This window comes from Micromonospora sp. L32 (assembly GCF_052068055.1).
Taxonomy (GTDB): Bacteria; Actinomycetota; Actinomycetes; order Mycobacteriales; family Micromonosporaceae; genus Micromonospora; species Micromonospora purpureochromogenes.
This window is the reverse complement of sequence record NZ_JBQHDD010000005.1, coordinates 192,936-205,474: the sequence shown is the minus strand read 5'-3', so window position 1 is coordinate 205,474 and position 12,539 is coordinate 192,936. Positions and strand designations below refer to the sequence as shown.

Below are 12,539 nucleotides of genomic sequence, written 5' to 3'. Positions count from 1 at the left end.
CGAGAGAAGGTGCAGCTCCGCCATGCCCGGAAACAGCACGAGACGACGTACCCCCGGCCGGTGGCTGACCGCCGGCCTGCTGGCCACCGCACTGCTGGTCACCGGCGGGCCCGCCGTGCCCGCCGCCGCGGCCCCGGCCGGCCCCCGCGACGGCGCCCCCCGGGCCGCCGCGCCGGCCCCCGCCACCGCCGCGGCACTCGCCGGGATCGCCGCCACCATGACCGCCAGCAGCGTCAACCAGGTGTACGGCCCGGCCAACGCCAACGACGGCAACCCGGACACCTACTGGGAGAGCGCCAACAACGCCTTCCCGCAGTGGATCCAGGCCGACCTCGGCGCCACCGTCACCGTGGACCGGCTGGTGCTGAAGCTGCCCCCGGCCGCCGCCTGGCAGACCCGGACCCAGACGCTGTCCGTGCAGGGCAGCACCAACGGCTCGACTTTCACCACCCTGAAGCCGTCCGCCGGCTACACCTTCGACCCGGCCACCGGCAACACGGTGACCGTTCCGCTGACCGCCACCGGCAGCCGCTACGTCCGGCTCACCTTCACCGGCAACACCGGCTGGCCCGCCGGGCAGCTCTCCGAGTTCGAGGTCTACGGCACGGCGACCGGGGACACCCAGGCGCCGACCGCCCCGACCAACCTGGCCTACACCGAACCCACCAGCGGGCAGATCAGGCTGACCTGGTCCGCCGCCGGCGACAACGTCGGCGTCACCGGCTACGACGTGTACGCCAACGGCGCACTGCGCGGCAGCGTCACCGGCACCGTGCTGACCTTCACCGACAACCAGCCCACCAGCGCCACGGTGAGCTATCACGTGCGGGCCAGGGACGCCGCCGGCAACCAGTCGGCGAACAGCAACACGGTCACCCGCACCGGCAGCGGCACCGGCGGCAGCAACCTCGCGGTCGGCCGCCCGATCACCGCCTCGTCGCACGTGCACACCTTCGTCGCGACCAACGCCAACGACAACAACACCGCCACCTACTGGGAGAGCGCCGGCTACCCGGGCACGCTGACCGTCCAGCTCGGGGCGAACGCCAGCGTGAGCGCGGTGGTGCTGAAGCTGAACCCGGACCCGGTGTGGGGCACCCGGACGCAGACCGTGCAGGTGCTCGGCCGGGAGCAGAGCGGCACGTCGTTCACGAGCCTGGTCGGTGCCGCCGGGTACACCTTCAACCCGGCGTCCGGCAACACGGTGACCATCCCGGTCTCCGCCACCGCCGCCGACCTGCGGCTGACCTTCACCGCCAACTCCGGCGCCCCGGGCGGGCAGGTGGCCGAGTTCCAGGTGATCGGCGTGCCCGCCCCCAACCCGGACCTGACCGTCACCGCCCTGTCGGCCAGCCCGGCCAACCCGACCGAGGCCGACGCGGTCACCCTGTCGGCCACCGTCCGCAACGCGGGCACGGTCGCCTCCACCGCCACCGCCGTCAACCTCTACCTCGGTGGGGTACGGGTGGGCAGCGCGCCGGTCGGCGCCCTGGCCGCCGGCGCCTCGACCACCGTCACGGCGAACATCGGGGCCCGCGCGGCCGGCAGCTACCCGCTGAGCGCCAAGGTCGACGAGGCGAACGCCGTCATCGAGTCCGACGAGACGAACAACAGCTACACCAGCCCGTCGGAGCTGGTGGTGAACCCGGTGGCCAGCTCCGACCTGGTCGCCGCGTCGGTCGCCTGGACCCCGGGCAACCCGTCGGCGGGCAGCGCGGTGGCCTTCTCCGTGACGCTGCGCAACGCGGGCAGCGTCGTCTCGGCCGCCGGCACGCACGCGATCACGCTGACCCTGCTCGACCAGTCGGGCGCGGTGGTCCGCACGCTGACCGGCGCTTACTCCGGGGTGATCAACGCGGGCGCCACCACCGGCCCGGTCGGACTGGGCAGCTGGACCGCGGCGAACGGCCGGTACACCGTCCGGGTGGTGGTCGCGGCCGACGCCAACGAGCTGCCGGCGAAGCAGCAGAACAACACCAGCGAGCGGCCGCTCTTCGTCGGGCGGGGCGCGAACATGCCGTACGACATGTACGAGGCCGAGGACGGCGTGGTCGGTGGCGGCGCGGCTGTCGTCGGACCGAACCGGACCGTCGGCGACCTGGCCGGCGAGGCGTCCGGCCGGCGGGCGGTCACCCTCAACTCGACCGGCAGCTACGTCGAGTTCACCACCCGGGCCAGCACCAACACGCTGGTCACCCGCTTCTCCATCCCGGACGCCCCGGGCGGCGGCGGGATCGATGCGACGTTGAACGTCTACGTCAACGGCGCCTTCCACAAGGCCATCGACCTCACCTCCCGGCACGCGTGGTTGTACGGCAACGAGGCCAGCCCGGGCAACTCCCCGGGGGCGGGCGGACCGCGGCACATCTACGACGAGGCCAACGTCATGCTCAACGCGACCGTGCCGGCCGGCAGCCGGATCCGGCTCCAGAAGGACCCGGCCAACACCACCACGTACGCGATCGACTTCATCAACACCGAGCAGGTCGCGCCGATCGCCAACCCGGACCCGGCGCGGTACCTGGTACCGGCCGGCTTCGGTCATCAGGACGTGCAGAACGCGCTGGACGCCGCCCGGCAGAGCGCGACGGCGCTCGGGGTCTACCTGCCGCCGGGGACGTACGCGACCGCCCAGAAGTTCCAGGTGTACGGCAAGGCCGTCAAGGTGCTCGGCGCGGGCCCCTGGTACACCCGGTTCGTCGCGCCGCGCAGCCAGGAGAACACCGACGTGGGCTTCCGGGCGGACGCCACCGCCAACGGCTCGACGTTCTCCGGCTTCGCCTACTTCGGCAACTACACCTCCCGCATCGACGGGCCGGGCAAGGTGTTCGACTTCGCCAACGTGGCCGACATGGTGATCGACAACATCTGGGCCGAGCACCAGGTCTGCCTCTACTGGGGCGCGAACACCGACCGCACGACGATCCGCAACTCCCGGATCCGCAACACCTTCGCCGACGGCGTGAACATGACCAACGGCAGCACCAACAACCTGGTCAGCAACAACGAGGCGCGGGCGACCGGCGACGACAGCTTCGCGCTCTTCTCGGCGATCGACGCCGGCGGCGCCGACATGAAGGACAACGTCTACGAGAACCTGACGTCGCTGCTGACCTGGCGCGCCGCCGGGGTGGCCGTGTACGGCGGGTACGGCAACACGTTCCGCAACATCTACATCGCCGACACGCTGGTCTACTCCGGCATCACGATCAGCTCGCTGGACTTCGGCTACCCGATGAACGGCTTCGGCGCCGACCCGCCCACCCGGTTCGAGAACATCTCCATCGTCCGGGCCGGCGGGCACTTCTGGGGCGCGCAGACCTTCCCGGCGATCTGGGTCTTCTCCGCCTCGAAGGTGTTCCAGGGCATCCGGGTCAGCGACGTCGACATCGTCGACCCGACCTACAGCGGCATCATGTTCCAGACCAACTACGTCGGCGGGCAGCCGCAGTACCCGGTCACCGACACCGTCTTCACCAACGTCTCGATCAGCGGCGCCCGGCGCAGCGGGGACGCCTTCGACGCCAAGTCCGGCTTCGGGATCTGGGTCAACGAGATGCCGGAGGCCGGACAGGGCCCGGCGGTCGGCTCCGCCACCTTCACCAACCTGCGGCTGAGCAACAACGACCAGGACATCCGCAACACCACGTCCACCTTCACCATCAACCGGAACTGACCGTCGGGGGACCGGACGCCGTCGGCGGGCTCACCGCCGTCCGGCGGCGTCCGGTCGCCCCGGGCCGGCCGGCTCCGCGTCCCGGCCCGGCGGCGCCGCTCACCCCGCGCGGCGCCGTCGCCGGGCCACCGCGCGGGGCGGGTCCGCTCAGAACGGCACCCGGTGCGGCACCCAGCCGAGGAAACGGTCGCGCAGGCCGGCCGGGTCGGCCGCGAGGTCCTGGGTGGCCGAGGTCAGGCAGGTGGCGAGGTACACCCGCAGGTTGGTCGACTGCTGCCGGTACTCGTCGAGCAGGATCTGCCGGCGGCTGGGGCAGGGCCACTCGTGCCCGCAGTCGCGGCACCGCCACGACGGACTCACCGGCTCATGCGGATCGGGCATCGGTCTCCGATCTCCGTACTGCTGTGAACGATTCTCGGACATTCGGGCCGTCAATCCCACCGCCGATGAGTCCCATTCGCAGGACGAGCGGCTGATGGCCGGTGACGGTCCTGGCTCGTTGCGGCCCGCCCGCGCTGGGTGCTGCGGGGCGGCCCGGACTGGCGGGGGGCGGTGGAATCACCGGCCGGGGGTGCGGCGCGGGCGCGCCGGGCGACCTCGGCGGTGTCCGGCCGACCCCGGGCGTAGGCTGACCTGCGTGGATCACGAAGACCGGATCGCCCTGTTCCTCGACTACGAGAACCTCGCGCTGGGGGCGCGCGACCACCGCGGCGGCATGGCCTTCGACTTCCGCCCCATCGCCGACGCCCTCGCCGAGCGGGGCCGGGTGGTCGTGCGGCGGGCGTACGCGGACTGGTCGTACTTCGACGAGGACCGTCGGATGCTCACCCGGTCGCACGTCGAGCTGATCGAGATACCCCAGCGCATGGGCGCCTCCCGCAAGAACGCCGCCGACATCAAGATGGCGGTCGACGCGGTGGAGCTGGCCTTCGAGCGCGAGTACATCTCGACGTTCGTGATCTGCACCGGGGACAGCGACTTCACTCCGCTGGTCCACAAGCTCCGCGAGCTCAACAAGCGGGTGATCGGCGTCGGGGTGGAGAAGTCGACCTCCGCGCTGCTGCCGCCGGCCTGCGACGAGTTCCTCTACTACGACCGGCTGGAAGGTGTCGACATCCCGCCGACCCGGGCCCGGCGGGCCCGTCCGGCGCGGGTGCCCAGCCCGGAACCGCAGCAGGTGGAGCAGGAACAGGTCGAGCAGGAACCCGAGCCCCAGGCGGCGGTCGAGGAACCGGTCCGCGACGTGGACACCCTCGCGGGCCTGGTGGCCCAGACGGTGGCCGGTCTCCAGGGCAGCTCGGGGGGCGAGGTGACCGCGTCGACGTTGAAGCGCACCCTGTTGCGCAAGGACCCGACCTTCACCGAGTCCGACTACGGGTTCCGCACCTTCGGCGAACTCTTGCGCCACCTCGCCAAGCAGAACGTCGTCGAGCTGGCGGAGGGTCCGGCCAAGGGCGACCCGGAGGTCTCCCTGCCCGAACACGGCGACCGGGAGGAGGCGTTCGGGCTGCTGCGCGCCGTGGTCCAGGACCTGGCCGGCGCCGACGGCGCGGCGGCGCTGTCCGGCCTGAAGAACCAGCTCCGGCGGGCGCGGCCCGACTTCAGCGAGAAGAAGCTCGGCTACCGCAGCTTCCTCCAGTTCTGCAAGGCGGCCGCCACCAGCGGCGTGGTCCACCTGGAGTGGAACGCCGACGCCGACGACTACCTGCTCACCCCGCAGGCCTCCTGACCGAGCGCGCCGGCCGGGACCACCCGCGGACTGACCGCCAGCACCGGGTGGACCCCTGCCGACCGGCTCTCACCACCTGCGTGGTGCCTCCCGCGCGTCCTCGCGGATGTGCTGCGCCTCCCCGACGCCCGTGTCGCGGACCGAGGCCACGCCCTGGGCCGCGGTGGACCTGACCTGCTCGGTCGCCTGCTGGACGGGTTCGCGCAGGTTGTCCTGCACGCCGTGCATCACGCCGCTGGCCTGCTGCTTGAACTGGTCCGAGTGTTCCATGGCCTGGTGCTTGACGCGCTCGGCCAGCTCCCGCTCCTTGCGGCTGGGCCGCAGGAGCGACGAGGCCAGCGCGCCCACGCCGAAGGCGATGAGGCCCGCGGCGAGCGGATTGCCCTCGGCACGTTCCCGCGAGGCGTGGGTGAGGCCCCGCGCCCGCTCGCCGGCGGTGGCGGCGCCGTGCTGCGCCGTACCGGTCAGGTGTTGCGTGGTGTCGGACAGCCGGTGCGTGGTGGCCGAGGCCCGCTGCGTCACGCCGGACGCCTGGTGGCTGGCCATGTCCCGCGCGTGCCTGGCGTTGCCCATGATCGTGTCGACCATGCGGCTGAGCCGGCCACGGGCCCGGTTCACCGGCGCGGCCGCGATCCGACGCGGGTTGACCCGGTCGGTCAACGCGTCGACGTCACTGCTCAACTCCGCTCTGGCTGCCTCGATGTCGTACCGGATCCGGTCCGGATCGGTGGACATGACGTCTCCCTTCGGTTTCAGCGGCCTCTGACCGCGTCCGGAATCTCCTGCGCGGTCTGCTTGGTACGCGGTACGGCTTTCACCGTGCGTAGCTGCTTGCGCGCCCGGGAGGCGAGCACGGCGCCGATCACCGCCCAGATGATGGCGACGATCAACGCGGCCCAGCCCTGGTCCATGACGTTGGACAGCGCCCACCACAGGGCGTGGGACAGGAACACCAGGGTCAGCAGCGCCGCGATCGCCGCGGCGGCGAACATGGCTGCCACCATGCCGAGGCTGCGTGCCTCCTCCCGCACCTCGGCCTTGGCGAGCTCCACCTCCTTGCGCAGGAGGTAGGAGAAGTTGCGGGTGGCGTCGGCGAGCAGCTCACCGATGGAGGCCTGGGTCTTGTCCGAACCCCCGCCCGGGCCCATGGGCGATGCGCTCATGGGCCCACCTCATGGCCCATCGGACCGTGGCGGACCGGCGCGGTCATCCCCGGACTCGCCGGCACGTTCAACGGCGTCCGGGCCGCCGCCGGCGGGCCCTCGCCGGCGAACCTGCCGCCTTCACCGCCACCGCCCTGGCCGTCCTGACCGCCGGTGAGGGCGCGGCCCAACCGTCCGGCTAGCAGCCCGGCGATCGCGGCCCCGGCGAGGAAGGCCCCGGGGTGCCGGCTGGCGTAATCGCGTACCTCGCGCACCAGGGCGCCGGGTTCGCGCTCGTCCAGCCAGCCCGCGGCCTGCTGTGCGGCGTCCGCGCCCCGGCGGACGACGTCGGCGGCCATGCCGCCCTGGTCGGCGCCGTCGGCCATGGACCGCAGTTGCGTACCCAGCGTGCGCAGGCTGTCGGCGGCCCGCCGCTGCTGCTCCTCGGCCTGCGTCCGAGCTTGCGCGGAGGCCTCGCTGAGCAGGTTGCGGGCCTGCTGGCGGCCCTCCGAGGCGACCTGCCGGCCCTGTTCCATCGCCTGCCGGGCGGTGTGTCCGCCGGCCTGCGCCGTCTCCTGGCCGAAGCGGCCGGCCTCCTGCCGGATCTGTCCGACCTTGCCGCCGCGCGATCCGTCACCGGATACAGGAGGTGATTCCCGACCCGTCGTCATGCGATCTCCCTTCGTCGGGGCCCGCCCTTCGGGCAGGAACGGGAACGCCGGTTACCCCTCGCCGCCCGGTGTATACGTCCAACCGGCCGCCGGCCGTCCTCGCGACCTGGCACCCGCCAACCGAACGGGTGTAGGTGCCGATTTCACCGCCGGCGCCCCGACGGATTTGGACAATGGACGCATGAGAATGACGATGTTGCAGAAGAGGCGGGCGGCGCGGATGCACCGCCGGAACTGGTGGCCGCTGGCGGCGGTCGTCCTCACCGCGGGAGCGGCCGGTGCCGCGGCGCTGCGGCGGCGCAAGGGCGCCGGTGCCGAGAACTGGGTGGGCTCCGGCGGCGAATCCACCACCCCGTCCCCGGAGGTCATGACCCCCGCCGGCAGCCGCATGGACAACCCGTTGTCGCCCAAGCGCTGACACCGGGCGGCCAGCCGTCCGACGGCTCCCCCCGGCTCAGCGGTGTCGCCACCGGCGCAGCGCGTACAGCGCCGCGCTGGCGGCGAAGAGCGCCCCGCTGATCGCCAGCCAGCGGGTCAGCAGCGGCCGGGGGGTCAGGCCGGTCGCCGCGGTGTACGTGCCGTCGCCGAGGCCGAGGACGCCGGGCAGGTAGACGAGCAGGAGCAGGCCGGCGGCGAGCGCGGGCACCCGGACGTGGTTCAGCGCCGACGGGCCGTCCCGACGGCCCGCTCCGGCTCGCAGCGCCCGGTCGGCCAGCGCGTACACCGGGAACAGCAGCAGGTCGTGGGCGATCACCGCGCCGAGGAACCAGAGCAGCATCGGCACCGCCGACTCCTCCCCGGCCAGCCGCAGCACGATCCAGCCGGTCACCGCGAAGCAGCCGAGCAGGAGCAGCAAATGCCAGGGCGCGGCGCCGTAGGCCCGCCGGAATCTAGCCATCGGCACGCCCCTCGAAAACGATCTCCCGGACCCACTTGGTGCAGTGCACGCCCGGCAGCGCCGGCACGATGATCCGCGCCGGATAGCCGTGGTCGGGGGAGAGGTCGACCCCGTTGACCCGCAGGGCGAGCAGCGAGTCGGGGTCGCGGACCTGGTTGGCCTGCAACCGGGCCTGGCGGAACAGGCCGGCCCGCTCCAGCGACCGGACCGACGCCGTGGCCGCCGCCGGCGCGCCGACCAGCGCGGCGAGGTCGCGCAGCCGCACCCCGGTCCAGGTCTGCGCCGTCGACCAGCCCTCCACGCAGGCGATCGGCAGGTCCGCCGTGTGCTGCGCCATCGCGAGCAGGCGGTCCCGGTCCAGCTCGACGCTGCGCCCGCCGCCGCGTACGGTCAGTCGCCAGCCGGCGCCGGTGTCGGTGGGCTGGACGCCGGCCGCCGCGGCGCTGCGGTTGACCGGGAAGCCGTTCGGCCCGTCGCCGGGCTGCCGACCCCGGGGCAGCAGCAGCGCGGTGCGGCGCAGCACCCCGTCCAGGCTCTGCCCGACGGTCAGCGCGGCCAGCAGCAGCGCGCCACCGCCCGCCAGGGCCAGCACCCCGCGCCGGCTCATCGTCGCCGGGCCGGGCCGCCGGGACACCAGGCCGTCCGGATCCGCCGGCTCCGGCCCGGTCCGCTCCACCGGGGTACGCGCGAAGCCCGGCCCGCGCAGTGCCGTGACCAGCCGGGGCAGCTTGATCGCCACGTGGGTGACCAGGGCGGCGGTGAAGACCCAGGCGCCGTACCAGTGCGCGGTGTAGAAGTCGAACCCGAACAGGTAGGCGTACTGGATGTTGAGCAGGCCGGTGGCCGTCTCGAAGAGGATCCCGCCGATCAGCAGCAGCAGCGACAGCCGTTCCAGCACCTGGGCCACCGAGCGGGCCGGCGGCCAGTCGAAGAGCTTCGGCACCACCGACCAGAGCTTGCCCAGCACCACCGGGACCAGCACGATGCCGAGCGTCACGTGCAGGCCCTGGGTGAGCCGGAACAGCCAGGCCGGCCGGGTGGGCCAGTCGAAGACGGGCGGGTGCAGCCAGCCCACGTCGCGGGGGAACGCCTGGCCGAGCCGGGGGCCGTAGGCGATCCAGTCCAGCAGCCCGGTGACGATCACCAGCGGCAGGGCGGCGAGCAGCACCGCCCCGAACACCGAGGTCAACCACGGGCCGCGCACCGGGCTGCGCCAGGCGTCGGCAGTGGCGTCGACGCCGGGTGGGCGGTGCCGGTCCAGCGCCCGCCACAGTCGCGCCGGGTAGGCGTACCCGTGGGTGTCGGTGGCGCCGGCGGACGTGCCGGCGGCGGCCCGCGGCGCGGACCGGTCGGCCGCCCGGCCCGGCCCGCCGCGCCCGGGCGTCGGGTCGCCGGGCGGTGGCGGCGGGTCGGCGGGCACGGGACCTCCTGCGGGCGGGACTGCTCGGGCACGGTGGCCCTCGTGCTGGACGCTAGACGGCGACCCCGCCCGCCGGCCCGCTTTGCCGCATTACCGAAGGCTTACCGCGGGTCCCTTACGGAGTGCTGACGTCCGGCCCGAACCGGCCCGCCGGGCCGCCGCGCTGACCTAGCGTGTCGGGAATGCGGGTACTGGTCACCGGCGCGGCCGGGTTCATCGGATCGCAGGTCGCGGACCTGCTCGTCGCCGAGGGGCATCAGGTCGTGTGCCTGGACGCCCTGCTGCCGCAGGCGCACGGCGGCGCGCTCCCGGAGTGGTCGCGCCGGCACGACCCGGTGATCGGCGACGTGCGGGACCCGGAGCTGCTCGACGACCTGCTGGCCGGGGTGGACGCGGTGTGCCACCAGGCGGCGATGGTCGGGCACGGGCTGGACCCCTCGGACGCCCCCGACTACGCCAGCCACAACGACTACGGCACGGCGGTGCTGCTCGCCGCGATGCACCGGGCCGGTGTGACCCGGCTGGTGCTGGCCAGCTCCATGGTGGTCTACGGCGAGGGGCGCTACGGCTGCGCCCGGCACGGCGTGGTCCGGCCCGCCCCGCGCCGCGCCGCCGACCTGGCCGCCGGCCGGTACGACCCCACCTGCCCGGAGTGCGGCGGCACCCTCGCCGCCCTGCTGGTGCCCGAGGACGCCCCGCTGGAGCCGCGCAGCACGTACGCGGCCAGCAAGCTGGCGCAGGAGCACCTGGCCGCCGCCTGGGCCCGGCAGACCGGGGGCGGGGTGTGGGCGCTGCGCTACCACAACGTCTACGGTCCCCGGATGCCCCGCGACACCCCGTACGCCGGGGTCGCCTCGATCTTCCGCTCGGCGCTGGCGGCCGGCCGGCCGCCCCGGGTGTACGAGGACGGCCGGCAGCGCCGCGACTTCGTGCACGTCACCGACGTGGCGCGGGCGAACCTGCTGGCGCTGACCGCACCCGCCCCGGACGGCCTGCTGCCGCTCAACGTCTGCTCCGGCGAGCCGCACACCGTCGGCGACCTCGCCGCCGCGCTGGCCGCCGCGATGGGCGGGCCGGCCCCGGTGGTGGTCGGCGGCGCCCGCGCCGCGGACGTACGGCACGTCGTCGCCGACCCGGGCCACGCGCGCGAACTGCTCGGCTACACCGCCCGGGTCGGCTTCCTCGACGGGGTGACCGCCTTCGCCACCGACCCCCTCCGCGCCCCAGCCGCCGTACCAGCCTGACCCCCCCCGCACCCCGCCGCCCCGCGCCGGCCGCGCCGCGAGCGCGCACTTTCTCGGAAAGAGTGGCCTCGGGCGGCGGAATGGGCGCTCTTTCTCGGAAAGTGCGAGCGGGCGTCGGGGGAGGGGCTGCCGGTCAGGAGACGGTGAAGAGGAGGTGGTTGACGGTCAGGGCGGTGAGCGCCTGTCCGGCCAGCCACCAGCGGCGGGCCGGCGCGGGCAGGTACGCGGCGGCGACCAGCAGCCAGACCGCGAACGGCAGCCAGATCCGCTCCACCTCGGCCTTGCTCATGCCGGACAGGTCGGCGCCGATCACCGCCAGCGCGGCGGCGGCCGGCAGCAGCACGGTCGGCCCGAGCAGCCGCATCCGGGACGCCGGCGCGACCGGCCGGCGGTGCGCGAGGAGGCCGCCCACCAGCCGGCCCGCAACCCGGCCCGCAACCCGGTCCGCGACCCGGCCCGGAGCCCCGGCCGTCGGGGCGGAGCCGGACGGCTCCGCCGCACCCGCTCGGGCCGTGCCGCGCCAGCTCACCCGGGCCGCCAGCAGCGTGCGGCGCAGGGCCGGCCCGACCACCGGCCCGGCCGAGAGCAGCAGCGCCGCCAGATTGGCCCAGACCCAGTACCCGTACGGGCGGTCGGCGGCCCAGCCCTGGTAGTAGCGCTCGACCACCCGGTCGTACCCCTGCCACCACTGGAAGCCGGCGAGGGTGAACCCCAGCACCACCGCGCTCACCCCGGCCGACCCGGCGAGCAGCGCACCGCGTCGACCCGAGGGGCGCAACGCCAGCACGGCCAGGGCCAGCGGCCCGACCAGCACGAAGCCGTACGACAGGTGCAGCGCGAAGCCGAGCAGCAGCCCGCCGGCCAGCGCGGTCGCGGGTCCGCGTACCGCCAGCAGGGCCAGGCCGGCGGCGACCACGCCGGTGAAGACGCCGTCGGCGGAGGCGCCCACCCAGACCGCCCCGGGCAGCAGCACCAGGAACGGCAGCACCGCCCGGGCCGCCTCGCCGGCGCCCAGCGCCCGCAGCGCCAGCGGTACGGACACCACGATGCTCGCGCCGACCAGGACGCACGCCAGCGCCGCCGCCGTCCCGCCGCCCAGGCCGACCCGGTCCAGGCCGACGAAGAACAGCAGCGCGCCCGGCGGGTGGCCGGCGGTGTGGGTGGACCACGAGTCCGGCTGGAAGTCGAGGATCCGGTCGGTGAAGCCGGCCAGCATCCGCCGGACGTCGGTCACCCCGGGCACCTCGTGCAGGTACTCCGCCTGCGGGGTGAGCCGCCGGGTCAGCCCCGCCGACCAGCCGTCGACCAGCGCCAGGGCCAGCGTCCAGGCGACCGCCGCCAGGTAGCCGGCGCCGAGCAGCGGGCCCCACCGGGCGGTCCGGGCCCAGCGCAGCCCGGGGCCGAGCACGACGCCGGCGACCAGCAGCGCCGCCGGCGTGCCCCAGCCGAGGTGCGGCCGCCAGGTGGCGTAGAGCGGCGCGGCGTCGGCGTGCAGGCCCACCCCCCGGTGGTTCAGCACCGCGCCGACGGCCACCGCGGCGGCCAGCAGCGCCGCCTCGACCGCCAACACGACGACATCGCCCCGGTCGCGGGCCGGGGCACGGTCGGGGGCGGGCGAGCGGGGGAGGGTGGCACCGGGTCTCATGTCGACCGGACGGTACGCACCTGCGCGCCGGCTCGTCAGCCGAACCACCGGTACGTCACCGGACGGTAAGAAATGCCTGCTCGGTAAGCGTTCCGTAAGGCCGAACGCGGCGCG

At 74.3% G+C, this 12,539-nt stretch carries 11 protein-coding genes; 4 read left to right on the top strand and 7 right to left on the bottom strand.

Annotated features, from left to right (window positions below):
• Positions 1 to 22: 22 nt before the first annotated feature.
• The gene (locus ACTMTB_RS15855) at positions 23 to 3,676 is read left to right on the top strand and encodes a discoidin domain-containing protein (protein ID WP_441146298.1); all 3,654 of its coding nucleotides are present in this window, start codon (positions 23 to 25) and stop codon (positions 3,674 to 3,676) included.
• A gap of 147 nt (positions 3,677 to 3,823) precedes the next feature.
• On the opposite strand, the gene ACTMTB_RS15850 is transcribed toward ACTMTB_RS15855, so the two are convergent.
• A complete protein-coding gene (locus ACTMTB_RS15850) occupies positions 3,824 to 4,057 on the bottom strand; it encodes a hypothetical protein (RefSeq protein WP_441146296.1) in 234 nt (77 codons plus the stop codon).
• 256 nt (positions 4,058 to 4,313) lie between these two features.
• Between ACTMTB_RS15850 and ACTMTB_RS15845 the strand changes: the two genes are divergently transcribed.
• Entirely contained in the window at positions 4,314 to 5,405 is a 1,092-nt protein-coding gene (locus tag ACTMTB_RS15845) for an NYN domain-containing protein (protein ID WP_441146294.1), read from the top strand.
• 69 nt (positions 5,406 to 5,474) lie between these two features.
• On the opposite strand, the gene ACTMTB_RS15840 is transcribed toward ACTMTB_RS15845, so the two are convergent.
• From ACTMTB_RS15840 to ACTMTB_RS15830, 3 genes are read right to left on the bottom strand one after another with little or no spacing between them, the layout of a single operon-like run.
• Positions 5,475 to 6,140 (bottom strand): DUF3618 domain-containing protein, encoded by a 666-nt coding sequence (locus ACTMTB_RS15840; protein WP_441146292.1) that lies wholly within the window; start codon positions 6,138 to 6,140, stop codon positions 5,475 to 5,477.
• A 17-nt stretch (positions 6,141 to 6,157) separates the two neighbouring features.
• Positions 6,158 to 6,568: a phage holin family protein gene (locus tag ACTMTB_RS15835; protein WP_357615854.1), complete on the bottom strand. Its 411-nt coding sequence runs from the start codon at positions 6,566 to 6,568 to the stop codon at positions 6,158 to 6,160.
• A complete protein-coding gene (locus ACTMTB_RS15830) occupies positions 6,565 to 7,218 on the bottom strand; it encodes a hypothetical protein (RefSeq protein ID WP_441146290.1) in 654 nt (217 codons plus the stop codon). Before ACTMTB_RS15830 ends, ACTMTB_RS15835 begins: the two co-directional genes overlap by 4 nt.
• A gap of 181 nt (positions 7,219 to 7,399) precedes the next feature.
• Between ACTMTB_RS15830 and ACTMTB_RS15825 the strand changes: the two genes are divergently transcribed.
• A complete protein-coding gene (locus ACTMTB_RS15825) occupies positions 7,400 to 7,636 on the top strand; it encodes a hypothetical protein (protein ID WP_441146288.1) in 237 nt (78 codons plus the stop codon).
• Positions 7,637 to 7,672: 36 nt separating this feature from the next.
• On the opposite strand, the gene ACTMTB_RS15820 is transcribed toward ACTMTB_RS15825, so the two are convergent.
• Together ACTMTB_RS15820 and ACTMTB_RS15815 are read right to left on the bottom strand one after the other, a co-directional pair.
• Complete coding sequence (locus tag ACTMTB_RS15820) at positions 7,673 to 8,116, bottom strand: hypothetical protein (RefSeq protein WP_441146286.1); 444 nt, start codon at positions 8,114 to 8,116, stop codon at positions 7,673 to 7,675.
• Positions 8,109 to 9,389, bottom strand: a complete 1,281-nt coding sequence (locus tag ACTMTB_RS15815; protein WP_441146807.1) for a molybdopterin-dependent oxidoreductase — start codon at positions 9,387 to 9,389, stop codon at positions 8,109 to 8,111. Before ACTMTB_RS15815 ends, ACTMTB_RS15820 begins: the two co-directional genes overlap by 8 nt.
• Before the next feature lie 329 nt (positions 9,390 to 9,718).
• On the opposite strand from ACTMTB_RS15815, the gene ACTMTB_RS15810 reads away from it, so the two are divergent.
• Positions 9,719 to 10,780 (top strand): NAD-dependent epimerase/dehydratase family protein, encoded by a 1,062-nt coding sequence (locus ACTMTB_RS15810; protein WP_441146285.1) that lies wholly within the window; start codon positions 9,719 to 9,721, stop codon positions 10,778 to 10,780.
• A 133-nt stretch (positions 10,781 to 10,913) separates the two neighbouring features.
• Here ACTMTB_RS15810 and ACTMTB_RS15805 read toward each other — a convergent pair whose 3' ends face one another.
• Complete coding sequence (locus ACTMTB_RS15805; protein ID WP_441146283.1) at positions 10,914 to 12,425, bottom strand: hypothetical protein; 1,512 nt, start codon at positions 12,423 to 12,425, stop codon at positions 10,914 to 10,916.
• Positions 12,426 to 12,539 lie beyond the last annotated feature (114 nt).